The 25,937-nt window shown below is 66.2% G+C and carries 26 protein-coding genes and 1 riboswitch; of the genes, 14 read left to right on the top strand and 12 right to left on the bottom strand.

Translation table 11 applies throughout. The annotated features are described in order from the left end of the window. Window positions 1-32: 32 nt before the first annotated feature. Window positions 33-482, top strand: coding sequence for an SRPBCC family protein (locus AC5Y4F_RS03715; protein ID WP_499995191.1), 450 nt, complete (start codon window positions 33-35; stop codon window positions 480-482). Here the strand turns inward: AC5Y4F_RS03715 and AC5Y4F_RS03710 are convergent. Further along, complete coding sequence (locus tag AC5Y4F_RS03710) at window positions 475-1,656, bottom strand: pyridoxal phosphate-dependent aminotransferase (protein WP_499995189.1); 1,182 nt, start codon at window positions 1,654-1,656, stop codon at window positions 475-477. The genes AC5Y4F_RS03715 and AC5Y4F_RS03710 overlap by 8 nt on opposite strands. A gap of 285 nt (window positions 1,657-1,941) precedes the next feature. Here AC5Y4F_RS03710 and AC5Y4F_RS03705 point away from each other — a divergent pair, with 285 nt between their 5' ends. Together AC5Y4F_RS03705 and AC5Y4F_RS03700 are read left to right on the top strand one after the other, a co-directional pair. Beyond that, window positions 1,942-3,153: an acetyl-CoA C-acetyltransferase gene (locus AC5Y4F_RS03705; RefSeq protein WP_499995188.1), complete on the top strand. Its 1,212-nt coding sequence runs from the start codon at window positions 1,942-1,944 to the stop codon at window positions 3,151-3,153. 4 nt (window positions 3,154-3,157) lie between these two features. After that, window positions 3,158-5,302 (top strand): 3-hydroxyacyl-CoA dehydrogenase NAD-binding domain-containing protein, encoded by a 2,145-nt coding sequence (locus AC5Y4F_RS03700; protein ID WP_499995187.1) that lies wholly within the window; start codon window positions 3,158-3,160, stop codon window positions 5,300-5,302. Between the two features lie 76 nt (window positions 5,303-5,378). On the opposite strand, the gene AC5Y4F_RS03695 is transcribed toward AC5Y4F_RS03700, so the two are convergent. The 3 genes from AC5Y4F_RS03695 to AC5Y4F_RS03685 form a co-directional block, all read right to left on the bottom strand. Then, the gene (locus AC5Y4F_RS03695) at window positions 5,379-5,984 is read right to left on the bottom strand and encodes a class I SAM-dependent methyltransferase (protein WP_067930313.1); all 606 of its coding nucleotides are present in this window, start codon (window positions 5,982-5,984) and stop codon (window positions 5,379-5,381) included. A gap of 32 nt (window positions 5,985-6,016) precedes the next feature. Further along, the gene (locus AC5Y4F_RS03690) at window positions 6,017-6,877 is read right to left on the bottom strand and encodes an LLM class F420-dependent oxidoreductase (protein ID WP_067930311.1); all 861 of its coding nucleotides are present in this window, start codon (window positions 6,875-6,877) and stop codon (window positions 6,017-6,019) included. 67 nt (window positions 6,878-6,944) lie between these two features. Beyond that, window positions 6,945-8,153, bottom strand: a complete 1,209-nt coding sequence (locus tag AC5Y4F_RS03685; RefSeq protein WP_499995184.1) for an FAD-dependent monooxygenase — start codon at window positions 8,151-8,153, stop codon at window positions 6,945-6,947. Window positions 8,154-8,233: 80 nt separating this feature from the next. On the opposite strand from AC5Y4F_RS03685, the gene AC5Y4F_RS03680 reads away from it, so the two are divergent. Together AC5Y4F_RS03680 and AC5Y4F_RS03675 are read left to right on the top strand one after the other, a co-directional pair. Beyond that, window positions 8,234-8,770 (top strand): TetR/AcrR family transcriptional regulator, encoded by a 537-nt coding sequence (locus tag AC5Y4F_RS03680; RefSeq protein ID WP_067930308.1) that lies wholly within the window; start codon window positions 8,234-8,236, stop codon window positions 8,768-8,770. Window positions 8,771-8,793: 23 nt separating this feature from the next. Beyond that, window positions 8,794-9,777, top strand: a complete 984-nt coding sequence (locus AC5Y4F_RS03675; protein ID WP_499995182.1) for an LLM class F420-dependent oxidoreductase — start codon at window positions 8,794-8,796, stop codon at window positions 9,775-9,777. 7 nt (window positions 9,778-9,784) lie between these two features. Here AC5Y4F_RS03675 and AC5Y4F_RS03670 read toward each other — a convergent pair whose 3' ends face one another. Continuing rightward, on the bottom strand, window positions 9,785-10,078 hold the full coding sequence (locus tag AC5Y4F_RS03670) for a putative quinol monooxygenase (RefSeq protein ID WP_067930302.1): 294 nt from the start codon (window positions 10,076-10,078) through the stop codon (window positions 9,785-9,787). Window positions 10,079-10,228: 150 nt separating this feature from the next. On the opposite strand from AC5Y4F_RS03670, the gene AC5Y4F_RS03665 reads away from it, so the two are divergent. Both AC5Y4F_RS03665 and AC5Y4F_RS03660 read left to right on the top strand, forming a co-directional pair. Next, window positions 10,229-10,642 carry a Zn-ribbon domain-containing OB-fold protein gene (locus AC5Y4F_RS03665; RefSeq protein WP_499995181.1) on the top strand — a complete coding sequence of 138 codons (414 nt, stop codon included), beginning with the start codon at window positions 10,229-10,231 and terminating at the stop codon, window positions 10,640-10,642. Between the two features lie 16 nt (window positions 10,643-10,658). After that, window positions 10,659-11,804, top strand: a complete 1,146-nt coding sequence (locus AC5Y4F_RS03660) for a thiolase family protein (RefSeq protein ID WP_499995178.1) — start codon at window positions 10,659-10,661, stop codon at window positions 11,802-11,804. Window positions 11,805-11,852: 48 nt separating this feature from the next. Here AC5Y4F_RS03660 and AC5Y4F_RS03655 read toward each other — a convergent pair whose 3' ends face one another. The 3 genes from AC5Y4F_RS03655 to AC5Y4F_RS03645 all read right to left on the bottom strand — a co-directional run bounded on the left by AC5Y4F_RS03655 (window position 11,853) and on the right by AC5Y4F_RS03645 (window position 17,212). Next, entirely contained in the window at window positions 11,853-13,037 is a 1,185-nt protein-coding gene (locus tag AC5Y4F_RS03655) for an FAD-binding domain (protein WP_067930295.1), read from the bottom strand. Window positions 13,038-13,251: 214 nt separating this feature from the next. Beyond that, the gene (locus AC5Y4F_RS03650) at window positions 13,252-14,901 is read right to left on the bottom strand and encodes a DNA repair helicase XPB (RefSeq protein WP_067930281.1); all 1,650 of its coding nucleotides are present in this window, start codon (window positions 14,899-14,901) and stop codon (window positions 13,252-13,254) included. 52 nt (window positions 14,902-14,953) lie between these two features. Next, window positions 14,954-17,212, bottom strand: a complete 2,259-nt coding sequence (locus AC5Y4F_RS03645; RefSeq protein ID WP_499995176.1) for a helicase-associated domain-containing protein — start codon at window positions 17,210-17,212, stop codon at window positions 14,954-14,956. Between the two features lie 152 nt (window positions 17,213-17,364). Here AC5Y4F_RS03645 and AC5Y4F_RS03640 point away from each other — a divergent pair, with 152 nt between their 5' ends. From AC5Y4F_RS03640 to AC5Y4F_RS03625, 4 genes are read left to right on the top strand one after another with little or no spacing between them, the layout of a single operon-like run. Then, the gene (locus tag AC5Y4F_RS03640) at window positions 17,365-17,565 is read left to right on the top strand and encodes a hypothetical protein (RefSeq protein ID WP_197520447.1); all 201 of its coding nucleotides are present in this window, start codon (window positions 17,365-17,367) and stop codon (window positions 17,563-17,565) included. Window positions 17,566-17,573: 8 nt separating this feature from the next. Then, window positions 17,574-18,104, top strand: a complete 531-nt coding sequence (gene moaC / locus AC5Y4F_RS03635; RefSeq protein WP_499995174.1) for a cyclic pyranopterin monophosphate synthase MoaC — start codon at window positions 17,574-17,576, stop codon at window positions 18,102-18,104. After that, window positions 18,101-18,583, top strand: a complete 483-nt coding sequence (locus AC5Y4F_RS03630; protein ID WP_067930268.1) for a MogA/MoaB family molybdenum cofactor biosynthesis protein — start codon at window positions 18,101-18,103, stop codon at window positions 18,581-18,583. The genes moaC and AC5Y4F_RS03630 overlap by 4 nt, the downstream gene beginning before the upstream one ends. Beyond that, complete coding sequence (locus tag AC5Y4F_RS03625) at window positions 18,580-19,005, top strand: molybdenum cofactor biosynthesis protein MoaE (protein WP_499995171.1); 426 nt, start codon at window positions 18,580-18,582, stop codon at window positions 19,003-19,005. The genes AC5Y4F_RS03630 and AC5Y4F_RS03625 overlap by 4 nt, the downstream gene beginning before the upstream one ends. A 92-nt stretch (window positions 19,006-19,097) precedes the next feature. Here the strand turns inward: AC5Y4F_RS03625 and AC5Y4F_RS03620 are convergent, their stop codons facing one another. The 4 genes from AC5Y4F_RS03620 to AC5Y4F_RS03605 form a co-directional block, all read right to left on the bottom strand. After that, window positions 19,098-20,024, bottom strand: a complete 927-nt coding sequence (locus AC5Y4F_RS03620; protein ID WP_499995169.1) for a transglycosylase family protein — start codon at window positions 20,022-20,024, stop codon at window positions 19,098-19,100. 13 nt (window positions 20,025-20,037) lie between these two features. Then, window positions 20,038-20,223, bottom strand: a riboswitch (cyclic di-AMP (ydaO/yuaA leader). Window positions 20,224-20,459: 236 nt separating this feature from the next. Next, the gene (locus AC5Y4F_RS03615) at window positions 20,460-20,738 is read right to left on the bottom strand and encodes a MoaD/ThiS family protein (protein ID WP_499995761.1); all 279 of its coding nucleotides are present in this window, start codon (window positions 20,736-20,738) and stop codon (window positions 20,460-20,462) included. Between the two features lie 4 nt (window positions 20,739-20,742). Next, window positions 20,743-21,825, bottom strand: a complete 1,083-nt coding sequence (moaA, locus tag AC5Y4F_RS03610) for a GTP 3',8-cyclase MoaA (protein ID WP_499995168.1) — start codon at window positions 21,823-21,825, stop codon at window positions 20,743-20,745. Continuing rightward, window positions 21,822-22,229 (bottom strand): YccF domain-containing protein, encoded by a 408-nt coding sequence (locus tag AC5Y4F_RS03605; protein WP_067930259.1) that lies wholly within the window; start codon window positions 22,227-22,229, stop codon window positions 21,822-21,824. The genes moaA and AC5Y4F_RS03605 overlap by 4 nt, the downstream gene beginning before the upstream one ends. Window positions 22,230-22,394: 165 nt before the next feature. On the opposite strand from AC5Y4F_RS03605, the gene AC5Y4F_RS03600 reads away from it, so the two are divergent. The 3 genes from AC5Y4F_RS03600 to AC5Y4F_RS03590 all read left to right on the top strand — a co-directional run bounded on the left by AC5Y4F_RS03600 (window position 22,395) and on the right by AC5Y4F_RS03590 (window position 25,907). Further along, on the top strand, window positions 22,395-22,802 hold the full coding sequence (locus AC5Y4F_RS03600; RefSeq protein WP_067930257.1) for a cold-shock protein: 408 nt from the start codon (window positions 22,395-22,397) through the stop codon (window positions 22,800-22,802). 130 nt (window positions 22,803-22,932) lie between these two features. Continuing rightward, window positions 22,933-24,885: an acyl-CoA dehydrogenase family protein gene (locus AC5Y4F_RS03595; RefSeq protein WP_499995166.1), complete on the top strand. Its 1,953-nt coding sequence runs from the start codon at window positions 22,933-22,935 to the stop codon at window positions 24,883-24,885. 17 nt (window positions 24,886-24,902) lie between these two features. Next, a complete protein-coding gene (locus tag AC5Y4F_RS03590) occupies window positions 24,903-25,907 on the top strand; it encodes a glutathione S-transferase family protein (RefSeq protein WP_067930253.1) in 1,005 nt (334 codons plus the stop codon). Window positions 25,908-25,937: the final 30 nt, after the last annotated feature.

The raw sequence follows: 25,937 nt of genomic DNA, 5'->3' as shown, positions 1-25,937 counted from the left end.
CCGCCGGCGGTGCTGTTGTTAACTTGTAGGCGATGGCTGTGCAAGCATCGTCGGAAATCGTCATTGACGCGCCTTTAGAACTCATCATGGAGGCGCTCGCCGATATGGACGCGGTGCCGTCATGGTCGTCGGTGCACAAGCGGGTCGAGGTCGTCGACAAGCACTCCGATGGGCGACCGCACCATGTGAAGGTCACGATCTCGGTGACCGGTATCCACGACACCGAATTGCTGGAGTACCACTGGGGTCCGGACTGGATGGTGTGGGACGCCGACAGGACCGCGCAGCAACACGGTCAGCACGGTGAGTACAACCTGAGCCGGGTGGGCGACGACAAGACCAGGGTGCGATTCACCATCACCGTCGAACCGTGGGCGCCGCTGCCGGAGTTCTGGGTCGCCCGGGCCCGCAAGAAAATCCTTCATGCCGCGCTGGAGGGCCTGCGCACTCGGGTGATGGAGGGTTTCGGTCCGGCTAACTAGCGGCGCGCAGGGTGCCCAGTCGCTTGATCGCCTCATCGAGGGTGTCGTCGCGTTTGCAGAAGGTGAAGCGCACCAAGTGATTCCACACGTCGGCCGTACCGTGGGTGGTGGACGGGTCACAAAAGGCTGACATCGGGATCGCGGCCACTCCGACCTTTGCCGGAAGTTCCGCGCAGAATGCGCTGCTGTCGTCGTAGCCCAGCGGACGCGGATCGGCGCACAGGAAGTAGGTACCGGCGCTGTCGTGCACCTCGAACCCGACGTCGATCAGCCCGCAGGCCAGTCGATCGCGTCTGGCCTGCAAAGTCGCGCGTAGGCCCGCCACCCACGCATCCTCGGTCTCCAGCGCCAGCGCCACCGCCGGCTGGAACGGTGCGCCGCCGACATAGCTCAGATACTGTTTGGCGGCGCGCATCCCGGCGATGAGATGTGCTGGGCCGCAAGCCCAGCCGATCTTCCAGCCGGTGCAGTTGAACATCTTGGCGGCACTGGAGATGGTGATCGTTCGCTGCGCCATGCCGTCGAAGCCGGCCAGCGGCACATGCTGACGCCCGTCGAACACCAGGTGCTCGTAGACCTCGTCGGTGATCACCAACAGATCGGCCGCGACCGCGATCTCGGCGATGGCCGCCGACTCATCGGCGCTCAGAACGGTACCGGTCGGGTTGTGCGGGGAGTTGACGATCACCGCGCGGGTCCGTGGCGTCACCGCTCGGCGCAGAGCATCGGCGTCCAGGGCGAAGCCGCGGCCATGGGGGACCAGCGGCACGGCCACCCGGTGCGCGGACGCCATCGCCACCACCGGCGAGTAGGAGTCGTAGAACGGCTCGATGAGTAGGACCTCGGAACCGGGTTCGACCAGGCCGATCACCGCCGAGGCGATGGCCTCGGTCGCCCCGACCGTCACCAGCACCTCGGTGTCCGGGTCGTAGTCGATGCCGTAGCGGCGCTGCCGCTGGGCGGCGATGGCGTGGCGCAGCGGTGCGATGCCGATGCCCGGCGGATATTGATTGACGCCGTCGGCGATCGCCTCCTGGGCGGCCTTCAGCATGGCCGGGGGCCCGTCCTCGTCGGGGAACCCCTGGCCAAGATTCACCGCTCCGATCCGCGCGGCCAGCGCCGACATCTCGGCGAACACCGTGGTCGCGTAGGGGCGCAGTCGCGACACCGTCATGGTGGTCGAGCTTAAGCGGGGCATGGTTTCCGCGAATGTCATGCCAGCGTTGGCGTTGGGCCCCAACGTGAAGTTAGGTGCGCACACGACGCCGAGCGTGTACGCAGTTTCACGTTCGGCGGCTCGGCGGCCGTGCCCCAGGCGCCGCGTGGTCCGCGTCGCAAGGCACCCCTGAGCTGCGCGGTCTTGGCCAACCAACAGGTTGGCCGGGCACCCTGTTAGGGTGGGTCGGGATCTAGTCTTGGAGACGGATTCGAACCCTATTCGCCAGATCAGGAAGTCGTCATGTCCGAAGAAGCTTTTATCTATGAGGCCATCCGCACCCCACGGGGGAAGCAGCGCAACGGTTCGCTGAACGAGGTTAAGCCGCTCAACCTGGTCGTGGGCCTGGTTGACGAGCTCCGTCGGCGTTTTCCCGACCTCGACGAGAACCTGATCAGCGACATGATCCTGGGCGTGGTGTCCCCGGTCGGCGACCAGGGCGGCGACATCGCCCGAACCGCGGTGCTGGCCGCCGGGCTGCCCGAGACCACCGGCGGCGTGCAGCTCAACCGGTTCTGCGCCTCCGGCCTGGAGGCCGTCAACACCGCCGCCCAGAAGGTCCGCTCCGGCTGGGACGACCTGGTGCTGGCCGGCGGCGTCGAGTCGATGAGCCGGGTCCCGATGGGCTCCGACGGCGGCGCCTGGGCCACCGACCCCGAGACCAACTACCGGATCGGCTTCGTGCCCCAGGGCATCGGCGCCGACTTGATCGCCACCATCGAGGGCTTCTCCCGCGACGACGTGGACGCCTACGCGCTGCGCAGCCAGCAGAAGGCCGCCGAGGCGTGGTCGGGCGGCTACTTCGCCAAGTCGATCGTGCCGGTGCGCGACCAGAACGGCCTGGTCATCCTCGACCATGACGAGCACATGCGGCCCGACACCACCCTGGAGGGCCTGGGCAAGCTGAAGACCGCCTTCGACGGCATCGGCGAAATGGGCGGCTTCGACGACGTGGCGCTGACGAAGTACCACTACGTGGAGAAGATCAACCACGTCCACACCGGCGGCAACAGCTCCGGCATCGTCGACGGCGCCGCGCTGGTGCTGGTCGGCTCGGAAGCAGCCGGCAAGTCGCAGGGGCTGACGCCGCGGGCGCGCATCGTGGCCACCGCCACGAGCGGCTCCGACCCGGTCATCATGCTCACCGGCCCGACTCCGGCCACGCAAAAGGTGCTCGATCGCGCCGGGATGACGATCGACGACATCGACCTGTTCGAGCTCAACGAGGCGTTCGCGTCGGTGGTGCTGAAGTTCCAGAAGGACCTCAACATCCCGGACGAGAAGCTCAACGTCAACGGTGGCGCCATCGCGATGGGTCACCCGCTTGGCGCCACCGGCGCCATGATCACCGGCACCATGGTCGATGAGCTCGAGCGCCGCAACGCGCGGCGCGCCCTGATCACGCTGTGCATCGGCGGCGGCATGGGTGTCGCCACCATCATCGAGAGGGTTTAAGACCATGGCAGAGAACACCATTCAGTGGGACAAGGACGACGACGGCATCGTCACCCTGACCCTGGACGATCCCACCGGGTCGGCCAACGTGATGAACGAGCACTACAGCGAGTCCATGCACAACGCTGTGGAACGTCTTGTTGCCGAGAAGGATTCGATCACCGGCGTGGTCATCACCAGCGCGAAGAAGACGTTCTTCGCCGGCGGTGACCTGAAAGGCATGATCAACCTCGGTCCGGAGAACGCCGGTGAGGCTTTCGACACCGTCGAGTCGGTCAAGCGTGACCTGCGTGCGCTGGAGACGCTGGGCAAGCCGGTGGTCGCGGCTATCAACGGCGCCGCGCTGGGAGGCGGCCTGGAGATCGCGCTGGCCTGTCATCACCGCATCGCCGCGGACGTCAAGGGTCTCGTGGTGGGCTTCCCCGAGGTCACGCTGGGGCTGCTGCCCGGCGGCGGCGGTGTGACCCGCACGGTGCGGATGTTCGGAATTCAGAACGCGTTCATGAACATCCTTTCGCAGGGCACTCGCTTCAAGGCGGAGAAGGCCAAGGAGGTCGGGCTGGTCGACGAGCTCGTCGGCTCGGTCGAGGAGTTGGTGCCCGCCGCCAAGGCGTGGATCAAGGCCAACCCTGATTCGCATGAACAGCCCTGGGACAAAAAGGGTTACAAGATGCCCGGCGGCACCCCGTCCAGCCCTGCGCTGGCCGGCATCCTGCCGTCGTTCCCGGCGCTGCTGAAGAAGCAGCTCAAGGGCGCACCGATGCCGGCGCCGCGGGCCATTTTGGACGCGGCCGTCGAGGGCGCGCAGGTGGACTTCGATACCGCCAGCCGCATCGAGAGCCGTTACTTCACCCAGCTGGTCACCGGCCAGGTCGCAAAGAACATGATCCAGGCGTTCTTCTTCGACCTGCAGCACATCAACGGTGGCGGCTCCCGACCGGATGGCATCGAGCCGGTCAAGATCAACAAGATCGGTGTGCTGGGCGCGGGCATGATGGGCGCCGGCATCGCCTACGTCTCGGCCAAGGCCGGATATGACGTGGTGCTCAAGGACGTCAGCGTCGAAGCCGCCCAAAAGGGCAAGGGATACTCGGAAAAGCTTGAGGCCAAGGCACTTTCGCGTGGCAAGACCACCGAGGAGAAGAGCAAGGCGCTGCTGGACCGCATCACGCCGACCGCCGACCCGGCCGACCTCAAGGGCGTCGACTTCGTGATCGAGGCGGTATTCGAGAACCAGGAACTCAAGCACAAGGTGTTCCAGGAGATCGAGGACATCGTCGAGCCCAACGCGCTGCTGGGATCGAACACCTCGACGCTGCCGATCACCGGTCTGGCGACCGGCGTCAAGCGGCAGGAGGACTTCATCGGGATCCACTTCTTCTCCCCGGTCGACAAGATGCCGCTGGTGGAAATCATCAAGGGCGAGAAGACATCCGACGAGGCGCTGGCGCGGGTCTTCGACTACACGCTGGCCATCGGCAAGACCCCGATCGTGGTCAACGACAGCCGCGGATTCTTCACCAGCCGCGTCATCGGGACGTTCGTCAACGAGGCGCTCGCGATGCTGGGTGAGGGCGTGGAGCCGGCCAGCATCGAGCACGCCGGTTCGCAGGCCGGCTACCCGGCGCCGCCGCTGCAGCTGTCCGACGAGCTCAACCTGGAGCTGATGCACAAGATCGCCGCGGCCACCCGCAAGGGTGTCGAGGACGCGGGCGGCACTTACGAGCCGCACCCGGCCGAAGCCGTCGTCGAGAAGATGATCGAGCTGGGCAGGCCCTCGCGATTGAAGGGCGCCGGCTTCTACGAGTACGTGGATGGCAAGCGGACCCGCCTGTGGCCGGGCCTACGCGAGACGTTCAAGTCCGGCAGCTCGCAACCGCCGCTGCAGGACATGATCGACCGGATGCTGTTCGCCGAGGCGCTGGAAACCCAGAAGTGCCTCGACGAGGGCGTGCTGACGTCGACCGCCGACGCCAACATCGGCTCGATCATGGGCATCGGCTTCCCGCCGTACACCGGTGGTAGCGCCCAGTTCATCGTCGGTTACGAGGGTGCGCATGGTGTCGGCAAGGAAACCTTCGTGGCCCGGGCCAAGGAACTGGCCGCCAAGTACGGCGACCGCTTCCTGCCGCCGGCGTCGCTCAGCTAGTCCTGCGTTACGCAGGCGCGAAAGCCCCCGAGCCAACCAGGTTTCGGGGGCTTCTGCGTGCGGTGGTCGCGAAAGACTAACGGCGCCTTTGGAACAGGTAGTACCACGCCGGTGTCTTCTCGGCGCGGTCCAGCTCGCGTTCGGCGCCGGCCGACAACAGAGCCCAGTTCTGGGCGAATCGTCGTTCCATCTCGGCGCGGTCCACTCCGCGCACCCCGACCCGCCCGCCCGGGACGAACGCCACGATCAGCAGCCGTGCCTCCGGAACCGCCAGCGCGCTGATTTCGCGGACGTACGCGTCGCGATCGGCGTCGCTCATGTTGTGCAGACAGCCATTGTCGACGATCAACTCGAAGTTCGCGCCGATGCCGGTGCGGCTCAGCTGCGTGACGTCGGCTTGGCGGAACTCGACGTCGGCGCCGGCCGCGCTTGCTTTGGCACGTGCGCGTTCGAGTGGCCTGGCCACGAAGTCGACCGCGGTGACCTTCCAGCCGTGCTGGGCGAGATAGATGGAGCAGTCACCGGTACCGCAACCGACCTCTAGAGCCGACCCGGCGGGGAGCGCTGCGGCGTCGCGCGTTCCCTCGACCAGATCCCGCACGCTCTGCGCGAGCGGATGACCGTCCCATGGGGTGAACCCGATGCGGTAGAAGATCCGAAACAGCGTTTGCTTGGAAGCCATGGCTCAGCCTAAGCCCCTGGGGCAGGTCGCCCCTATCGGAAGGCGGCGGCGATGCGGCGCCATTCCTCTCGCGGGAATACCCGCGGATCGGGCAGCAGCACCTGGACGCAGACCTGGTCGGCGCCCGCGGCACGATGCTCGGCGACGCGGCGCGTCACGACCTCTTCATCACCCCAGGCGATGATGCCGTCGAACAGGCGATCGCTCACCTGCGACAGATCGTCTTCGGTGAAGCCGGTGCGCAACAGGTTGTTTGCATAGTTGGGCAAGGCCAAATACGACCGCAGCCAATCGGTTCCGATTCGGCGGGCCTCGTCGACGCTGTTCGTCAAGATAACCGTCTGTTCTGGCAGCAGCAACGGGCTCGGGCCCAAAGTCGAACGGGCAGAAGCGGTGTGCTCAGGGGTGACGAGGTAGGGATGGGCGCCACCGGCCCGGGTCGCTGACAGCGTCAGCATCTTCGGGCCCAACGCGGCAAGCACCCGGCGCTTGATAGGAACCGGATGCGGCGCGGCATCCAAGCCGTCCAGGAAGGATGCGGTTGCCGCCAGCGGCCTGCGGTACCGTCCGGGTTGACCGGCATCGATCAACGGGGCGTGGCTGACGCCGATCCCGAGTAGAAAACGGTCACCGTGCTCGGCGGTCAGGGTCGCGTAGGAGTCGGCGACGTCGGCGGGCGAATGCATCCACAGATTCAAGATGCCTGTGGCGATTACGGTCCGCCGGGTCGCGGCAAGCAGGTGCCCCACCGCGTCGAACACCGGCCCACCGACGTCGGGTATCCACAATGCCGAAAACCCCATTTCGTCGAGTTCGGTTGCCGCCTCGGCGGATTCAACCGGGTCGCCGTAGCGAAGTTGACTGCTCCAGATCCCGACACCGGTCAGTTCCATGTGAGGCCTTCCCTTCGTGGCGCGCATGCCGCGGCGGCCCGGCACCGCGGCTCTACCGGACATGCTGTCAGGCGTCGCTTCCGGTGTATTCGGGCACCGGCATCGAATCGTGCATCCGGATGCCCTTGGTGTTGAGCTTCGCCACTGAGCGGGACAGCGACCCGGGCATCGCCGAGATCAGCTGGGCTCCACGGGTCAACGCCCACACTCCGATTCGGGAACCGGGGATGATGCCTTTGGCCGCGGCGCGGGCGAACGCTCGGCTGCGCTGCACGGGTTCGCGCATCCGCAGCTCATAGGCGGCGAAGGCGCGCAGATGGTCGCCGTCGGCCTCGGCGAGCTCCCCGGCCAGCACGTAGGCGCCGAGGATGGCGAGGCTGGTGCTGCCGCCCACCGCGGGTCCCGGGCAGTATCCCGCGTCGCCGACCAGGGTGACGCGGCGCCGCGACCACCGGTCGGTCCGCAGTTGGGTGATCGAGTCGAAGTAGAAGGTGCGCGTGCGGTCCAGTTCTGCCAGCCAGCTATCCACCTGCTCGTGCATCCCGGCGAACGCGTTCTTCAGTAATTCCTTCTGCCGCAACGCATCACGGTGCCCATAGTCCAATTCCTCTTTGCTGCGAAACATGAACACCGCACGGGCGTCATCCAGGTGATCCGCCGTGTAGATTCCGGCGAAGCGGCCGACGCCGACGTGAGCGACCATCTCACCGGACTCGACCAGCGCCTTCGGTGCCGACAGCACTGACAGGTACCCGCCGAGGAAGCGCGTCAGCTTGGCGTCCTCGCCGAAAGTCAGGCGCCGAACATTAGAGTGCAACCCGTCGGCGCCCACGATGACGTCGAACGAACGCGCCGGCGACCGCTCAAATGTCACGGTTCCGTCGTGCTCGATCGCGGTGATCGAGTCACCGAACAGGTACTCGACATCGTCGCGGGCGGCGTCGTAGTAGATCTCGCTCAGGTCGTCGCGCATGATCTCTACGTGCGAGTCGGAGGTGGCGGCGTAGATCTTGGCGAGGTCGACGTCGATGGCCTTTGTCCGGGCTTCACGGTACATCGTCAGCCGTTCGGTTCCGGTGGCGCGCGCCTCGATGTGCGGGAGGACGCCCATCTTCGTCGAGATTTCCATTGCGGGACGGAACAAGTCGACGGCGTGGCCGCCGGTTTTTCGCAGCGTCGCTGCGCGCTCCACCACGGTGACGTCGAAACCGTATCGGGTCAGCCAGTACGCCAGGACCGGGCCAGCGATGCTGGCGCCGGAGACGAGTATCCGCATGACCACCTCCCACGCTTACTTAACGTTCGGTAAGCTTAGCATCCCACTTACCTATCGGAAAGTCAGATAAACTCGCGAGGGTGAGCAGGCCCCGGTCGGACACCCGTGAGCGCATCCAAGAGGTCGCCCGCGAGCTCTTCTTGCAGCGCGGCGTGCAGCGCACCAGCCTGCAGGACATCGCCAACCAGCTAGGGATCACCAAACCCGCGTTGTACTACCATTTTCCATCACGCGAAGAACTCGTGCGCAGCATCCTGGTGCCGCTGATCGACGAGGGCGAACGCTTCGTCGCCGAGGCCGAGGGGCGCCGCCGCAACGATGCGCGCGAGCTGTTAGAGGGTTACTTCGATTTCCACTACCGGCACCGCCGGGACCTGGTGCTGCTGTTGACCGAGCTCTCGACGCTGATCGACCTCGACCTCATCGATACCGTGCTGGCGTGGCGTGAGCGGCTGGCCAGGCTGGTCTTCGGCAAGAAGCCGACGCTCGCGCAGTCCACTCGGGCGGTGGTCGCCTTCGGCGGCTTGCAGGATTGCTGCGTGCAGTTTCCCGACGCGCCCCGCGAAGAGCTACGCGAGAAGTCGGTGGCGGCCGCGCTTGACGCGCTGGGTGGTTGAGTCGCAGGCTAAGGTCCCTAGTTATGCGCTTTGGACTCTTCATTCCGCAGGGCTGGCGGATGGATCTGGTCGACATCGAACCCGAAAAACACTGGGCGCTGATGCGCGACCTGGCCACCTACGCCGATAACAGCGCGTGGGACTCGCTGTGGGTCTACGACCACTTCCACACCGTGCCGATGCCGACCGGCGAGGCGACGCACGAAGCGTGGTCGCTGATGGCGGCCTACGCGGCGAGCACTTCGCGGATCAAACTCGGCCAGATGTGCACCGCGATGAGTTACCGCAACCCCGTCTATCTCGCCAAGGTGGCCGCGACTGCCGACGTCATCTCCGGTGGCCGCATTCAGATGGGCATCGGCGGTGGCTGGTACGAACATGAATGGCGCGCTTACGGTTACGGGTTCCCCTCGGCGGGTGTGCGATTGGGCCGTCTGGACGAAGGCGTGCAGATCATGCGCGATGCGTGGCGCGACGGCAAAGTCAGCTTGGACGGCAAGCACTATCAGGTCGACGGCGCGATCGTCGAGCCGAAGCCGTTGCAGGACGGGGGAATTCCCTTCTGGATCGCCGGTGGCGGCGAGAAGGTGACGTTGCGGATCGCCGCGCAGTACGCGCAATACACCAACTTCACGCCGGAGCTCGAGGCCTTCAAGCACAAATCGGATGTGCTGGCCGAGCACTGCCGTGAGGTGGGTACCGATTTTGACGCCATCGTTCGCTCGGCCAACTTCAGCGCAATCATCGGCGCCTCCGACTCCGACGTCGAAGACCGGCGGCAGCGGATACGCGACCGGATATCGCGTTACGTACCCGAGGCCGCCGCGGATGCGATGCTCTCCGGAGGCTCGGAGGGGGCAACAGGCACAACGGAACAAGTCATCGAGCGGATCGCCAAGGTTCGCGACCTTGGTTGCGAGTACGCGATCTGCTACTTCCCCGAGGCCGCCTACGACCGGTCGGGCATCGAACTGTTCGAGCGTGAGGTCATTCCTGCGCTGAGCTGATAGCGCGTTAGACGTCGCTGGTGATGTACCTGGTCTTGGCCGGAGGCGCGGCCAGCAGCGGAGGAAGCTGGGTCAGCTTGCCTTCGCCGGCGCGAAACGCGCGGTAGGCCTCGTCGTTTTCGACCGTCTCCCAGATTTCGTAGATGAGCCAGTGCGCTTCGTCGTCCTCGTCGACAAGTACGTCGGTGCGCACATTGCCGTCGAACGCGCGAGTGTCCTGTAGCGCCCGGCCCATCAGCTCGCGCCCCGCAGCGACCTCGTCGGGCTTGAATCTGAGCTCGAGTATCACCGTGACCGTCATGGGCCCAACATATCTTCGTGCCCGGTCCGTCGTCGGCCCGCCCGGTCCTCCAGCTATGAGAATGCGGTTTCCACTTTTCGGAAAGCTGTTATACCGTTCAGTCAGAATTGTTCTTTTGGCGCACCGCGGACGTTCCTGGAGGATCCCTCAATGCAGAAGGCACTCGCTCCCGAGATCTCGACCTGGCCGGACGAGAACCCGCAGCTGATCGGCAGTCGGTGCGGCGATTGCAGCGCCACGACCTTCCCGGTGCAGCAGCGGTGCCCGCGGTGCAGCGGCGGCGCGATGAGCGACATGCTGTTGCCGCGGACCGGCACCGTCGTCGCTTGGACCACTCAGGGCTTCCCGCCCGGGGCCCCGTACGCCGGCCCGACCGGCAAGGACTTCGTGCCGTTCGGCGTGGGTCTGGTCCAGCTCGGTGACGTCATCCGTGTCGAGGGGCGGCTGACCGAGAACGACCCGGCCAAGCTGAAGTTCGGCCAGGAGGTCGAGCTCACCATGGTGCCTTTCACCACCGACGCGGACGGCAACGAGATCATCACGTTCGCTTTCCAGCCGGTTTAGACAGAAGGAGACTGAGATGACCAACGATGTAGCGATCATCGGTGTGGGTCTGCATCCCTTCGGCCGGTTCGAGAAGACCGCGATGCAGATGGGCGCTGAAGCCATCCAAAGCGCGCTCACCGACGCCGGTGTTCAGTGGAAAGACATTCAGTTCGGCTTCGGTGGCAGTCACGAAGTGTCCAACCCGGACGCGGTCACCCGCCTGGTTGGACTGACCGGCATCACCTTTACCAACGTCTTCAACGCCTGCGCCACCGCGGCCAGTGCCATTCAGCAGACGGCGGACACCATCCGCTTGGGCAAGTACGACATCGGCATCGCCATCGGCTTGGACAAACATCCGCGCGGAGCTTTCACCGACGACCCCGCCAAGCTGGCGCTGCCGCAGTGGTACGCGCAGAACGGTCAGTTCGTCACCACCAAGTTCTTCGGGATGAAGGCCAACAAGTATCTGCACGATCACCACATCTCGCAGGAGACGCTGGCGCGGGTGGCCAACAAGAACTTCCGCAACGGTACGCTGAACCCGAATGCCTTCCGGCGCAAGGAGATCTCCGTCGAGGAGATCCTCAACTCGCCTACGCTCAACTACCCGCTGACGCAGTACATGTTCTGCGCGCCCGACGAGGGCGCCGCCGCGGTCATCATGTGTCGCGCGGACATCGCGCACAAGTTCACCGACAAGCCGGTGTACGTGCGCGCTTGTGAGATCCGCACTCGCACGTTCGGGGCGTATGAAGTGCATGCCACCTTCGCACCGCTCGACGAGGACGTCTCGCCGACGGTGTACGCGTCCAAGGCGGCCTACGAAGCCGCGGGCATCGGTCCCGAGGACGTCGATGTCGCCCAGCTGCAGGACACCGACGCCGGCAACGAGGTCATCCACATGGCCGAGACCGGCCTGTGCGCCGACGGTGAGCAGGAGAAGCTGCTGGCCGACGGCGCCACCGAGATTCACGGCTCGATGCCGGTCAACACCGATGGTGGGCTGATCGCCAATGGCGAGCCGATCGGCGCATCGGGGCTGCGGCAGATGCACGAGTTGGTGCGTCAGCTGCGCGGCGAGGCGGGGGAGCGTCAGGTTCCCGGCAACCCGCGCGTCGGGCTGGCCCAGGTGTATGGCGCGCCGGGCACCGCGTCGGCGACCATCCTGTCGCTCTAATCGCCCGAGGCACAACCCTTCCGGGTCCTCAAACCGCGATTGGCCCGGCTACGCGGCATATTCGGGCAATGCGATGTCGTCACGAAATTCGCTGCGGATGGCCCAGTCGGCCAGCCGCGGAATATTCAGCAGTTTCGACGCCTGGTTGCGGGTCCATACGCCCAGCGCCGTCTTTGGCGCGAACATCGTGGCGAATGCCCGCGCCGACCGCTGCCTGGCCTCAACGATCGGACGCAATCGCCGCTCATAGCGACGAAACGCATCCTGGTGATCGCCTCCTGCGCGACTGAGTTCGCCTGCCAGTACGTAGGCCTGCACCATCGCGAGACCCGTTCCCTCACCCGCCAGCAGCGAGACGGCAGCCGCAGCGTCGCCGATGAGCGCTACACGCCCGTCCGACCAGTGGTCCATGACGATTTGGCTGACGCGATCGAAGTACACATCGGTGGTCTTGTCGAGTTTGCGCAAGATCTCTGGGCATTCCCAGCCCGCGTCGCCGAAAACCTCATGCAGTGTGTTCTTGGCCTGTGACGCATCCTGCGGATCGGGGCCGCTCATGTGATCGGGCGTGAAAACGAAAAGAAACATCGTCTTCTCGCCGCGCATCGTGAATCGTCCGATCATGCGCCCGGGCATGGTGTGTGCGACGTAGACGAGTTCATCACGCGGTTGGTAGCCGTCGGCCTCGAACGCCGCGACTCGGTAACCGAGATCGGCCTCCCATCGGGCTTGCGTGCCGAAGACCAATTCCCGTACAGGCGAATGAATACCACCTGCACCGACGAGCAGGTCGAATTGTCGTGACCCGCCGCGCTCGAGGCTGACCTGTACGCAAGAGTCGTGTTGCTCGATGGCCGAAACGCTTTCACCGAACAGAGTCTCGACATGATTGTCGATGGAGCGATAGATCATGGCCGCCAAATCGCCGCGGGGCACAGTCACGAACCGGCCATCGACGTTCCGCCGGAACACCTCAGCCGAAAAGCCGCCTACCTTGCGCGAATTCCGGTCCACGATCCGCACCTCTTTGACCGCGTATCCGGCTGCGTGCAATTCGGCGGTCAGTTCCATACGTTCGGCAACGGCATACCCGGCGCCCCAAAAATCCACTGCGTAGCCGCCGGTGCGAAGACGCGCCGCCTTCTCGATCAGGGTGGGCTGGTGACCATAGCGCCAAAGCCAGTACGCAAGTGTTGGACCGGCGATGCCCGCACCGACGATGGCGATCTTCATGTGCGTACCTCCTGTGCGAGTGGAGCCTGAATATCATAGCACTATGCAATAGTTGCGCTAGGATACTGATTAGTTACGGCCCGTAGCCCGCGCGTCGATCCGCCCGCCGACACCGAAAAGGGACGGCGGCTGTCAAGCAGCACAATCGAATTCGTCGATCCCGGGACGTCGAACAACATGGCGGCCGCTGCGCTAACTGGCGACGCCGTACAACCTAAATCGCCGGTCCCAAGAGGTCGTCCGCATCGCGAATGATGTAACCGTAGCCCTGCTCGGCCAAGAAGCGCTGCCGGTGCGCGGCATACTCGGCATCCAGGCTGTCGCGCGCCACCACGGAATAGAAGATGGCGCCCCCACCGTCTGACTTGGGCCGAAGCAGCCGGCCCAGCCGTTGCGCCTCCTCTTGGCGCGAGCCGAACGTTCCCGAGACCTGCACCGCCACAGAGGCTTCCGGCAAGTCGATGGAGAAGTTCGCGACTTTGGACACCACCAGGGTGGACAACTCGCCTCGACGGAAGGCATCGAACAGTTCTTCCCGTTCCTTGGTCCGGGTGGACCCCTGGATGACCGGGGCGTTCAGCTCGGCACCGAGCTCGTCGAGCTGATCGAGGTAGGCGCCGATCACCAGGGTCTGCTCGCCGGGATGTTTCGCCAGAAGCGATTTGACCACGGCGATTTTGGTGTGCACCGTCGAGCACAGCTTGTACCGCTCTTCGGGTTCGGCGGTGGCGTAGATCATCCGCTCGTTGTCGGTCATGGTGACCCGCACTTCGACGCACTCGGCCGGCGCGATCCACCCCTGCGCCTCGATGTCCTTCCACGGCGCGTCATAGCGCTTGGGGCCAATCAGCGAGAACACGTCGCCCTCGCGGCCGTCCTCGCGGACGAGCGTCGCGGTCAGACCCAGGCGCCGCTTGGACTGCAGATCCGCAGTCATCCGGAACACCGGTGCCGGCAACAGATGGACCTCGTCGTAGATGATCAGCCCCCAGTCCCGGCTATCGAAGAGCTCCAGGTGCCGATACTCGCCCTTGGTGCGGCGAGTGATCATCTGATACGTGGAGATGGTGACCGGCCGGATCTCTTTGCGTTCGCCGGAGTATTCGCCGATTTCGTCCTCGGTGAGCGACGTACGCGCGATCAGCTCGCGCTTCCATTGCCGCGCCGCGACGATATTGGTGACCAGAATCAGCGTCGTCGCACCAGCTTTCGCCATGGCCGCCGCGCCCACCAATGTCTTACCGGCGCCGCACGGAAGCACCACCACACCGGATCCGCCGGACCAAAACGAGTCGGCGGCCATCTGCTGATAGTCGCGTAGGTGCCAGCCGTCCTGGGCCAGGCTGATCGGATGCGCTTCACCGTCGACGTAGCCGGCGAGATCTTCTGCGGGCCAACCGATCTTGAGCAGCATCTGCTTGACGCGACCGCGCTCGCTGGGATGGACGACGACCGTGTCGTCGTCGATTCGGGCGCCGAGCATCGGTGCAATCTTCTTGTTGCGCAACACCTCTTCGAGCACCGCGCGATCCAGGCTCACCAGTGTCAGGCCGTGTGCGGGGTTTCTCACCAGCTGCAAACGTCCGTAGCGGGCCATGGTATCGACGATGTCGACCAGCAGCGGCTGGGGCACCGCGTAACGCGAGAAGCTGACCAGCGCGTCGACCACCTGTTCGGCGTCATGACCGGCGGCGCGGGCGTTCCACAGCGCCAGGGGGGTGATGCGATAGGTGTGCACGTGTTCGGGCGCGCGTTCCAGCTCGGCGAACGGCGCGATGGCGGCGCGCGCCGCGCCGGCGAGATCGTGGTCGACCTCGAGCAGCACAGTCTTATCGGACTGCACGATCAACGGTCCGTCAGACATACTCAGCGCCACTCCTCCTGATCTGTGGTCACGCCGGCAGGCATGGCACCCATTATCGGCCGGTGGCCGACACAACCGACGTGATGCGGTGGATGGCGAAGTCACGCAGCTTTCCGGACGCGGAGTCAAACGCCACCAGTTGACCGCCTTTGATGGTGATGGGTGACACCACTCGCTGGGTCGCCACACCGGCCGCATCCAGATAACCGATCACCAGGGTGTCTTGTTCCTTGGCCGCGCGCTGCAACTGCGTCATGGTGACCGCGGGATCGACACGGATGTTGCCGAATGGTGCGGCGGTCACCTTGCGCAGCACCGCCACCACCGCGTTGAGGCTTTCGCTGTTGGGACGCCGGATCGGGCGATAGGGCCGGCGCTGCTGGGGCGTGGCCACCCGGGCACCGCGCGGACGAACGTCGACGATGGCGCCGGAGGAATCCTCGGCCGCCGGCGCGAAGCCGGCGGCCCGCAGGGCGACGAGCACCTCGCCGATGGGGGCCGGCGACACCGCGACCGTCGGCGCAAGGGCCCGCAACTGCACCTCTTCGGTCGCCGGGGCTGCCACCGCCTGGGCCAGCAGGGCGGGGTCCTCGCAGCGCACGAACGACGCCGCCATGCCGATCCGCAGCTGCCCATGCCGGCGTGCAACATCGTCGATGAGGTAGCTCAAGCCTTGGGGAACCGGAGTTTTCGAATGCTTGGCGAATAAGGAATGCATCCAGTCGCGGGTCTTGCCGACATCGAGTGCGTGGCGGATCGACTGCTCGCTGATTCGGTACACCATCGCGGTGCCGGCCGATTCGACGGTGGCGACGACGGCGAGTTGCTCGGCCAGGTCGCGTTCCAATGGGCCGGGCACGACCACGGTGAGATCCGCCTGCAGCAGGAAATGGTCGACCGGTTTGGGCAGCGCCCGGTTCATCGCCTCGATCGCGAGCTGCGGATCGCCGTCGTCGTCCAGCAGCGCGCGACCAGGTGTGCTGATCGCCCCGCGGCCCACCAGCCCCAGGGCGTTGCTCTCGGCGAGCAGGTCCCCGACGGGTCCGGGCTGCAACCGTTTGGCCCAGCGCGGGCGCCGCCAGATCAGCGCCGCCGAAGCGTGCGCCGCGTTGACGCCGGCGCCGGGGGGCAGTTCGGACAGCATGGAGAGCAACAGCCGGCGATCCAGCGGTGCGGCCGTGGAGTACAGGCCGTCGGTGAGGGCCCCATAGGGCTTGGCGTCGGGGCCGCGGCTGCCGATCAGCGCCGGCCGACCGGGAAGGTCGAGCCAGCTGCTGGCCAAAAGCTGCCAGCGTTCGGCGGCAGACATCGCGGCGTACCGGTCGGTTGCGACCGTCGGCGCCCAGTACGGTGCCTCCCCGGTGACCGGCTCGGGGTCTGGCATGCCGCTGGCGATCAACCCAGCCGCGGCCGCGACTTCGAGGATCAATCCCAGGCGCGACTCTTCGATGCCGGTCACCTTGCCCAGCCGCTTGACGTCGCGAATCCCCAGACCGCCGCTTCGCAGCTCGGAAACCGGTGCGGCGGAAAGCGTTTCAAGCAGGACATCGACCTCGCGTAGCAAGTCGATGACAGCCCCGGCAGCGGTTGCGTCGACGTCGTCGGCCGTGGTGGTGGAGACCACCGGGTCGGGTGCGGTCAGCTGCATGGGACCGGGCTGCTCGCCCCGCAGCACCTGCCCGACGTGGCGGGGCAGGATCACCGTCTCGGCATCGATGCGCCGCAACAGGCCCATGGCCAGCAGCTGGGGTACCGGCCGGTCCGCGGGCGCGCCGGGCGCGGCGTCGCGGGTGCGGCCCAACGGGGAACCTTCTAGAAGCTTCTCCAACACGTCGAGCTGCGCCTGGTCGAGGCCATCGATCAGGCCGGCGATCTGCTCGGCGCTGCGCGAAGCGTCCTCGAGACTGACCTGGCCCGGATGCCACGGCATTCCTGCCGCGGCGTCGGCGGCCACGCGCAGCGCGGCGTCGCCCCAAGCCAAGGCGCGTTGCCGGAGGTCGTCCATCGCGTCGAGGACGTCGGTTTCGGGGGCGCGGTCACCGATCAGCGCTAGCAGCTTCGCGGTGGGCACAGGCTCCACGTCGGCCTGGAGCACTAACAGCGCGTCGAGTACGGCCAGCCGCAGAAAGTCCAGGTCATCGGTGGCGGCCTTGATCGACTGGCGGGCCTGGGCGCGCGCGGCCAGCGCGGCGATGCTGCCGGGTGGGGGCTGGGCGAGGTCAGGCCGCAATTCCAACAGTCGGATCAGCCGCTCATCGGACAACTCGGCCAGCCACGACCCCAGCGGGATATCCGGGGTGTTGTCGGTCATTGCTGACCAGCGTAAAGCAGGTGGCTGATACCCAGCAGGCCTCGACAGCCCATCGCGTCGCTAGCGCGGTGACCGGCGGCGGCGACGGCAACGCGTCTTCAAACGCCGGTCTTGCGCCGCGTGCCGTCCGGCCACCTGTCAGAATGGACCTCGTGGCTGACACTGCTGAGGGCAAAGCACGTAAAACCAAGTATGTGGACAACGGCTGGCCGACGACGGACCCCGACGACCACGCGGTCAGTGAACTCGTGACCGATCGCACGGGCGCGCTGTCGCCCTTCGGTGAGCTGGTGTTCCCGCTGCCCCCCACCGACTTGCCCTACGTGCACCCGGTCACCGTCGTCAATCGGTAGGCCGCCAGATGGCCAGGGCCTCTGAGGGCTCCGAAGCCTCGGCGAACTCGGCTTCCGAAGACGCCGGCTCGGGCCCCCTGTCACATTTGGACGACCAGGGGGCGGCGCACATGGTCGACGTCAGCGAAAAGCTGGCCACCAAGCGGACCGCGGTGGCCGCGGGCGTCCTGCGCTCGTCGCCGCAAGTGCTGGCGCTGATCTCGGCCGGCGGACTGCCCAAGGGCGATGCGCTCGCCACGGCCCGGATAGCCGGCATTCAGGCCGCGAAGCGCACCAGCGAACTCATCCCGCTTTGTCATCAACTCGCTCTCACAGGGGTCGACATCGACTTCACCGTGGGGGAGTCTGAGATCCAGATCACCGCAACAGTGCGAAGCACCGACCGCACGGGGGTGGAGATGGAAGCGCTGACGGCCGTCAGCGTCGCGGGCCTGACGCTCTACGACATGATCAAGGCGGTGGACCCGGCCGCACGGATCGACGACATCCGAGTGCTGCGCAAGGAAGGCGGCAAAACCGGAAGGTGGTCGCGCCAATGAGCACCCGTTCCGCCCGCATCATCATCGCCTCGACCCGCGCGGCGTCGGGAGTCTACGACGACCGCTGCGGCCCGATCATCGCCGAATGGCTCGCAGAACGCGGCTTTTCGGCACCGCAGCCGGAGGTGGTTGCCGACGGGCCGCCGGTCGGTGCCGCGCTGCGCACCGCGATCGGCGCCGAGGTCGATGTCATCATCACCTCCGGCGGCACCGGCATCTCGCCCAGCGACAGCACGCCGGACCACACCGTGGCCGTAGTCGACTACATGATTCCGGGGCTAGCGGAAGCGATCCGCCAGTCGGGCCTGCCGAAGGTGCCGACGTCGGTGCTGTCGCGCGGGGTGTGCGGCGTGGCCGGCCAGACCTTGATCGTCAACCTGCCTGGTTCGCCGGGAGGAGTTCGCGACGGCCTCGGTGTGCTCGCCGATGTGCTCGACCACGCACTCGACCAGCTTGCCGGTAAAGATCACCTGCGATGACGCTCGTCGTGCGCGCAGCCATGACCGAGCACCCGATTTCACTGGCCGAGCATGAAGAGTTAGTGGGCCATCAGTCGGCCGGGGCCATCGTCGGGTTCGTCGGCATGATCCGCGACCACGACGGCGGACGGCGGGTGGTGCGACTCGAGTACTCCGCGCACCCGTCGGCCGACCAGGTCATCGCCGATGTGGTGGCCGAGGTGGCCGAGCAGTCCAGCGGCCTACGGGCAGTCGCCGCAAGCCACCGCATCGGCGCGCTACGCATCGGAGAGGCGGCTCTGGTGGCCGCCGTCGCCGCCGACCATAGGCAGGCAGCATTCGCCACCTGCGCGCTCTTGGTGGACACCATCAAGGCGCGGCTACCGGTGTGGAAGCACCAATTCTTCGCCGACGGAACCGAAGAGTGGGTGGGCTCGGCCTGACGCGCCAGGCACGTCGGCCACCGGAATGCTGCACCATGCCCGACACGCCCCGAAAAGGAGGGGTTTCGGGGCGTGCGGGGGGTGAGGCGGCGTCAGGCGTTGGGTGACGGCTGAGCGAGAGCGTCCAGCGCGTCGTTTCCGTGAACGTCCTGCGCCTTGATCGCCTCCCACAGCTGCACGAGGTAATTGGCGTCGGAGGCCTGCTGCGGCGTGCCTTCCGGCACGAAACCGTGAAAGTCCGTGTCCACGACGGGCGGTGCGTCCGCCGGAGGTGCGGGTGGCATCGCGTCGGCCGGCGGCGGGGCGTCGGCGGGGGGCGCCGGCGGCAGGTCCACGGGAGGTGCGGGTGGCATCGCGTCGGCCGGCGGCGGGGCGTCGGCCGGGGGAACCGGCGGCAGGTCCACGGGAGGTGCGGGTGGCATCGCGTCGGCCGGCGGCGGGGCGTCGGCCGGGGGAACCGGCGGCAGGTCCGCAGGGGGCGGCGCAGGAGCGTCCGGCGGTGCCGGCCGGTCAAACGAGGCCAGCTGCACCGGAGCGGGCGGGGGCGGCGCAGGAGCGTCCGCCGGGGGCGCATCCACGGACGGGGCGAGCGGCGCCGGGGCGCCATTGATGCCGGGGGCGTCCAGGCCGGCGGGCGCCGGCACGTCGCGATGGGTCGGTCCCGACAAGGGGCCGCCGCACACGGGCCAGGCTCCGCGGCCCTGAGTGGCGAGCACCCGTTCGGCGACGGCGATCTGCTGTTCCCTGGTGGCGAGTTCGGCCGACGGGGCGTATTGGCCGCCGCCGTGTGAGGCCCAGGTGCTTGCGCTGAACTGCACGCCACCGTGGTAGCCGTTGCCGGTATTGATGCCCCAGTTACCGCCGGATTCGCAACGGGCTACCTGATCCCATTCTCCGTCGGTGGCCGCGGCCGCTTGGCCGGCCAGGGCGATGCTGCCGCCACCAAGAACCGCGCCGGTGAAGGCGATCTTGGCGACGCTGATGTTCGAACTGCTGGGCTTACGATGACGTCCGCTCATACGCGCCGATCTATTCCTCTCTCGTCACGCGCCTGCGAGGTCAGCTGTCGGGTTCGGGTTGGAGAGGCCACCCGGCCGGCGTCGTCGTCAAATGAGACGACGCCGACTTCACCCCTAGGAGCCGCGTGCGGCCCCATTCCGATCACGGTGGACCGGTGGGTCCCCCGTCTCCATCCATGTAGTTCGGAGGCCCCCCGCCTATTGGATGGAGCTCGGCGCGATAGGGAGGGGAGGTCCGCCAATCGGGATGGCTGGCGAGCCTTCGGAGACGGTAACCGTTTCTGTTGGTCTCGTCACGTTGAGCGGAACCCGGCGTTTCCCTCTCGGCCCTCCGTGAAAACCGCAGGAACACATAGTGTTTGCGCAGCTCATAGGGGTCGATATCGGAGCGTGACCGCGCCGTTATCGTTCCGTTACGTGAGATATGTCACAGTTTCAACCGCCAGAAAAGGGCGGCAGGACATCGATCGTGTCACCGGATTGCAACGCCGTGGTGTCGTCGCGGACGGCGATCCCGTCGCGCAGGTACGAGCACCGGTTCAGCACGGTGGCCAAGCCAGACCCTCGAACGGCGAGCCGCTCGACCAGCTCGCCGACCGTGGTGCCGGGACGCAGCACCACCGACTCTGAGTCGACGCCCGCGGCCGCGCGCGCGGCGGCGAAGTAGCGCACCGTCACCTGAATTCCGTTGGCTTGGACAGGGATCTGCCCCATGGGACTAGCCACCGATCGCGCTCATCGGGCGGTCGGGCTGGATGAAGTTCGGATCGTTGATGCCATGACCGGCGGGTTTGCCCCACATCGCAGTGCGCCACGCCGCCTCGATCGCGTCGTCGGGCGCACCGCTGCGCAATAGCCCGCGCAGGTCGGTCTCTTGTTTGGCGAACAGGCAGCTGCGGATCTGGCCGTCGGCCGTCAAGCGCGTGCGGTCGCACGCCGCGCAGAACGCGTGCGAGACCGATGCGATGACCCCGAACTTGCCGCTCGGCGTGCCCGGGCCGGTATCGACCAGCCACAGCTCAGCGGGGGCCGAGCCCCGCGGCGCGGGATCGGGCCGCAGCCGAAAATGTGGGCGCAGCGCGGCGAGCACGTCGTCGGCCTTCAGCGCCGCGTCCCGTCGCCATTGGTGCCCGGCATCCAGGGGCATCTGCTCGATGACGCGCAACTGATAGCCGTGCTCGAGGCAGAACCGCAACAGGTCCACCACGTCCTCGCGGCCGGTGCCGGGGTCCAGCACGGCGTTCACCTTCACCGGCGTCAGGCCGGCTTCGTTGGCGGCGGCCAAGCCGTCCAGCACGTCGGCGAGGCGATCGCGGCGGGTGATGGCCGCGAAATTCTGCCGATCCACGCTGTCGAGTGAGACGTTGACGCGATTCAGCCCGGCCGCCGCGAGCCCGGCGGCGCGACGCGCCAGCCCGATACCGTTAGTGGTCAGCGAGATCTCGGGGCGGGGCTGCAGAGCGGCCGCATCGGCGACCACTACTTCGAGGTGGCGCGCCAGCAGGGGTTCGCCGCCGGTGAACCGCACGCTGGTCACCCCCAGCCGGGTAACCGCAATGCGCATCAGTCTGGCGAGTTCGTAAGCATCCAGCAGTTGCTCGCCCGGTAGCCAGTTCAGGCCCTCCGCGGGCATGCAATAAGTGCACCGCAGGTTGCAGCGGTCGGTCAGCGAGATCCGCAGATCGGTGGCGACCCGCCCATAGGTGTCAACCAGCGGGCCGGTGGCGGGGGCACCGGCAGGAACGGCCGCGCCGCCGTCGCGGCTCGGCACTGACGGGACGCCCAGCGTCGTCAAAGTCATGCGGCCGCCGGGGGCGCGTAGTCGGTCGGTGAGCTGACCGGGACAATCTGCTTGCCCAGCGGCATCAATGACACCGGAATCAGTTTCAGGTTGGCCAACGCCAAGGGGATGCCGACGATCGTGACCGCCATCGCCGCCGCGCTGGCCAGATGACCGATCGCCAGCCACACACCGAACAGCAACACCCAGATCACGTTTCCGACCAGGGCGCCAGACCCCGCCGTCGGCTTGTCCACAATCGTGCGGCCGAACGGCCACAGCGCATAGGAGGCGATGCGCAACGACGCGAAGCCGAACGGGATCGTGACGATGAGCAGGAAGCTGATGATCGCCGCAGCCAGGTATCCGACGGCCAGCCAGAGGCCGCCGAAGACTAACCAGATGACGTTCAGGATCAGGCGCATATCTCCTCCGCGGTTATTACCAAGCGTACCGAGTGCCCGATAACGGGGGTGCTTGTCGCCCGGGCCCCCGAGTAGGATCAGACTCCTAATACGGCGTCCTGCGCAGGCGGGACGCTTATTGTGTTTCCTACCTCTATTGATTCGTTAGACAAGCAGGTGAGACCAGTGCCGACGGGCAAGGTTAAGTGGTACGACGCTGACAAGGGCTTCGGGTTCCTGTCGCAAGAGGACGGCGAAGACGTATACGTTCGCTCGTCGGCGTTGCCCGCCGGGGTTGAGGGCCTCAAGGCTGGCCAGCGTGTCGAGTTCGGCATCGCCTCCGGACGGCGCGGACCGCAAGCGTTGAGCCTCAAACTGATTGAGCCGCCGCCCAGCCTGACCAAGGCGCGTCGCGAGGTGCCCGCCGAGCACAAGCACAGTCCCGACGAGCTGCACGGCATGGTCGAGGACATGATCACGCTGCTGGAAAGTGCGGTGCAGCCTGAGTTGCGCAAGGGTCGCTATCCGGACCGCAAGACTGCCCGCCGGGTTTCCGAGGTGGTCAAGGCAGTGGCCCGGGAGCTCGACGCCTGACGCCGGCGGTGGCCCACAACGTACTGCGCCGCGAAGCTACTCGGTGGTAACTTCGAGATCTGTAGGCGTGGTATTCGGGCCAGTAGCGGGGTACTCCCGCGTCGTGTGAGTCGTTAGCGAGGAGGCTGCGATGGCACAGCAAGCGCAGGTCACCGAGGAGCAGGCGAGAGCACTCGCCGAGGAATCCCGCGAAAGTGGTTGGGATAAACCGTCGTTCGCCAAAGGCTTATTCCTTGGTCGTTTTCCGCTGGAGCTCATACATCCATTTCCCACGCCGTCTGACGCCGACGAGGCGCGCATCCGTGCGTTTCTCGAAAAGCTGCGACAACTTCTGGACACCATCGACGGCAGTGTCGTCGAGCGTGACGCGCAGATTCCCGATGAATACGTCAAGGGCCTTGCCGAATTGGGCTGCTTCGGCATGAAAATACCCACGGAATTCGGTGGCCTGGGCATGTCGCAAGTCGCCTACAACCGCGCGCTGATGATGGTTTCGAGCGTTCATCCCAGTCTCGGTGCACTGCTGTCGGCCCATCAGTCGATCGGGGTACCCGAACCGCTCAAACTCGCCGGGACCCCCGAACAGAAGCGGAAATTCTTGCCGCGCTGTGCTGCTGGGGCCATATCGGCGTTTCTGCTCACCGAACCAGACGTGGGCTCAGACCCGGCACGCCTGGCCTCGACGGCGACGCCGGTCGACGGCGGGACGGCTTACGAACTCGAGGGCGTGAAGTTGTGGACCACCAACGGTGTGGTCGCCGAACTGCTGGTGGTTATGGCCCGGGTGCCCAAGAGCGACGGACACCGGGGTGGAATCAGCGCCTTCGTGGTCGAGGCCGATTCACCCGGGATCACCGTAGAGCGCCGTAACAAGTTCATGGGGCTGCGCGGTATCGAGAACGGCGTGACCAGGCTGCACCGCGTTCGGGTGCCCAGCGAGAATCTGATCGGCCGCGAGGGCGACGGGCTCAAGATCGCGTTGACCACGCTCAACGCCGGACGGCTGTCGCTGCCTGCGACCGCAACGGGGGCGGCCAAGTGGGCGCTGAAGATCGCGCGCGAATGGTCGGGCGAACGCGTCCAGTGGGGCAAGCCGCTGGCCAAACATGAAGCGGTGGCTAGCAAGATCTCGTTCATGGCCGCCACCACCTACGCGCTTGATGCGGTGCTCGAGTTGTCTTCGCAGATGGCCGACGAGGGACGCAACGACATCCGGATCGAGGCGGCGTTGGCCAAACTGTGGGCCAGCGAGATGGGCTGTTTGATTGGCGACGAGCTCTTGCAGATCCGGGGTGGGCGGGGCTATGAGACCGCGGAGTCATTAGCCGCGCGCGGCGAGCGCGCGGTGCCGGTCGAGCAGGTGGTGCGGGACCTGCGGATAAACCGCATCTTCGAAGGGTCCAGCGAGATCATGAGGCTCCTTATCGCCCGCGAGGCGGTCGATGCCCACTTGAGTGCGGCCGGTGACCTCGCCAAGGCCGACGCGGGTCTGAAGCAGAAGGCCGCCGCGGCGGTCGGCGCGAGCGGTTTCTACGGGAAGTGGTTGCCACAGTTAGTCTTCGGCGAAGGGCAGCGACCGAAGGCGTACAGCGAATTCGGCCCGTTGGCCACACACCTCCGGTTTGTCGAACGCTCCACCCGCAAGCTGGCGCGCAACACCTTCTACGGGATGGCGAGGTGGCAGGCCAAGCTGGAACAGCGGCAGGGATTCCTCGGGCGCATCGTCGATATCGGTGCCGAGCTGTTCGCGATGTCAGCGGTGTGCGTGCGCGCCGAGGGCGAGCGGGTCGCCGACGCGACTGTCGGTCAACAGGCTTACGAGCTGGCCGAAACGTTCTGTCAGCAAGCGACGCTCCGCGTGGAGGCCCTTTTCCACGCGCTGTGGACCAACACCGACACCAGCGACGTTCAGCTGACCCACAATGTCCTGGAAGGCCGTTACACATGGCTCGAAGACGGGATCATCGACCAGTCAGAGGGTACCGGGCCGTGGATCGCGCAATGGGAACAAGGAGCGTCCACTGAGACCAACCTGGCTCGGCGGTTTCTGACGGTGGCTGCGCCGACGGAGGCGCATCTCTAGCGAGGAGTTTTGTCATCATGGCCACCTACGTTGCCGGGGCGGGTGAATTCACCCGTGACACCAACTACATCACCACCCGCATCACCGCCGACGGGCGCGACGGCTATCCGGTCGAGCCCGGGCGGTACCGGCTTATCGTCGCCCGGGCGTGCCCGTGGGCGAACCGCGCGATCATCGTGCGGCGTCTGCTGGGCCTGGAAAGTGTTCTCTCCATTGGTTTCTGCGGCCCCACCCACGACGAGCGCAGTTGGACATTCGATCTCGATCCGGGCGGAGTGGACCCGGTTTTGAAGATTCCGCGGTTGCAGGACGCCTACTTCAAGCGGTTCCCCGACTACCCCAAAGGCATCACGGTCCCGGCGATCGTCGACGTCGGAACCGGGGCGGTGGTCACCAACGACTTCGCGCAGATGACCCTGGATCTCTCGACGGAATGGTCGGCCTACCACCGTGCCGGAGCGCCCGAACTGTATCCCCAGCACCTTCGTGCCGAGATCGACGAGGTGAACAAGAAGGTCTACACCGAGATCAACAATGGCGTCTACCGGTGCGGGTTCGCCGGCTCACAGGAGGCCTACGACGCGGCCTACGACCGATTGTTCACCGCGCTGGACTGGGTGAGCGAACGGCTGAGCGACCAGCGATATCTGGTCGGCGACACCATCACCGAAGCCGATGTGCGGTTGTTCACCACCCTGGCCCGCTTCGACCCCGTGTATCACGGGCATTTCAAATGCAATCGGAGCAAATTGAGCGAAATGCCGGTGCTGTGGGCCTACGCGCGCGACCTGTTCCAGACACCCGGATTCGGTGACACCGTCGATTTCGTCCAGATCAAGCAGCACTACTACATCGTGCACGCCGACATCAACCCCACCCGGATCGTGCCCAAGGGTCCGGACCTGGCCGGCTGGCTAGTCCCGCACGGACGAGAAAGCCTCGGCGGCAAGCCGTTTGGGGCGGGAACGCCGCCCGGACCGCCGGTCGAAGGTGAACGCGTGCCCGCCGGCCATGGGGCCTAGCCATTGCGTATCGCGGCGAACGTGGACGTG

Source organism: Mycobacterium sp. NGS56 (assembly GCF_059812425.1).
Note: the sequence above shows the minus strand (reverse complement) of the source record. Positions and strands in the feature narration are given on the sequence as shown.

What these genes read in the sequence shown, in the direction of transcription:
- AC5Y4F_RS03660 (WP_499995178.1), top strand. Translation starts at nt 10,659, where the DNA reads ATGACCAACGATGTAGCGATCATCGGTGTGGGTCTGCATCCCTTCGGC.
- AC5Y4F_RS03615 (WP_499995761.1), bottom strand. Translation starts at nt 20,738, where the DNA reads ATGGGGCAGATCCCTGTCCAAGCCAACGGAATTCAGGTGACGGTGCGC.
- AC5Y4F_RS03695 (WP_067930313.1), bottom strand. Translation starts at nt 5,984, where the DNA reads ATGGCTTCCAAGCAAACGCTGTTTCGGATCTTCTACCGCATCGGGTTC.
- AC5Y4F_RS03675 (WP_499995182.1), top strand. Translation starts at nt 8,794, where the DNA reads ATGCGCTTTGGACTCTTCATTCCGCAGGGCTGGCGGATGGATCTGGTC.
- AC5Y4F_RS03620 (WP_499995169.1), bottom strand. Translation starts at nt 20,024, where the DNA reads ATGAGCGGACGTCATCGTAAGCCCAGCAGTTCGAACATCAGCGTCGCC.
- moaA (WP_499995168.1), bottom strand. Translation starts at nt 21,825, where the DNA reads ATGACTTTGACGACGCTGGGCGTCCCGTCAGTGCCGAGCCGCGACGGC.
- AC5Y4F_RS03645 (WP_499995176.1), bottom strand. Translation starts at nt 17,212, where the DNA reads ATGACCGACAACACCCCGGATATCCCGCTGGGGTCGTGGCTGGCCGAG.
- AC5Y4F_RS03605 (WP_067930259.1), bottom strand. Translation starts at nt 22,229, where the DNA reads ATGCGCCTGATCCTGAACGTCATCTGGTTAGTCTTCGGCGGCCTCTGG.
- AC5Y4F_RS03710 (WP_499995189.1), bottom strand. Translation starts at nt 1,656, where the DNA reads ATGACGGTGTCGCGACTGCGCCCCTACGCGACCACGGTGTTCGCCGAG.
- AC5Y4F_RS03655 (WP_067930295.1), bottom strand. Translation starts at nt 13,037, where the DNA reads ATGAAGATCGCCATCGTCGGTGCGGGCATCGCCGGTCCAACACTTGCG.
- AC5Y4F_RS03715 (WP_499995191.1), top strand. Translation starts at nt 33, where the DNA reads ATGGCTGTGCAAGCATCGTCGGAAATCGTCATTGACGCGCCTTTAGAA.
- AC5Y4F_RS03625 (WP_499995171.1), top strand. Translation starts at nt 18,580, where the DNA reads ATGACGCTCGTCGTGCGCGCAGCCATGACCGAGCACCCGATTTCACTG.
- moaC (WP_499995174.1), top strand. Translation starts at nt 17,574, where the DNA reads ATGGCCAGGGCCTCTGAGGGCTCCGAAGCCTCGGCGAACTCGGCTTCC.
- AC5Y4F_RS03690 (WP_067930311.1), bottom strand. Translation starts at nt 6,877, where the DNA reads ATGGAACTGACCGGTGTCGGGATCTGGAGCAGTCAACTTCGCTACGGC.
- AC5Y4F_RS03595 (WP_499995166.1), top strand. Translation starts at nt 22,933, where the DNA reads ATGGCACAGCAAGCGCAGGTCACCGAGGAGCAGGCGAGAGCACTCGCC.
- AC5Y4F_RS03705 (WP_499995188.1), top strand. Translation starts at nt 1,942, where the DNA reads ATGTCCGAAGAAGCTTTTATCTATGAGGCCATCCGCACCCCACGGGGG.
- AC5Y4F_RS03650 (WP_067930281.1), bottom strand. Translation starts at nt 14,901, where the DNA reads ATGTCTGACGGACCGTTGATCGTGCAGTCCGATAAGACTGTGCTGCTC.
- AC5Y4F_RS03685 (WP_499995184.1), bottom strand. Translation starts at nt 8,153, where the DNA reads ATGCGGATACTCGTCTCCGGCGCCAGCATCGCTGGCCCGGTCCTGGCG.
- AC5Y4F_RS03590 (WP_067930253.1), top strand. Translation starts at nt 24,903, where the DNA reads ATGGCCACCTACGTTGCCGGGGCGGGTGAATTCACCCGTGACACCAAC.
- AC5Y4F_RS03670 (WP_067930302.1), bottom strand. Translation starts at nt 10,078, where the DNA reads ATGACGGTCACGGTGATACTCGAGCTCAGATTCAAGCCCGACGAGGTC.
- AC5Y4F_RS03630 (WP_067930268.1), top strand. Translation starts at nt 18,101, where the DNA reads ATGAGCACCCGTTCCGCCCGCATCATCATCGCCTCGACCCGCGCGGCG.
- AC5Y4F_RS03700 (WP_499995187.1), top strand. Translation starts at nt 3,158, where the DNA reads ATGGCAGAGAACACCATTCAGTGGGACAAGGACGACGACGGCATCGTC.
- AC5Y4F_RS03665 (WP_499995181.1), top strand. Translation starts at nt 10,229, where the DNA reads ATGCAGAAGGCACTCGCTCCCGAGATCTCGACCTGGCCGGACGAGAAC.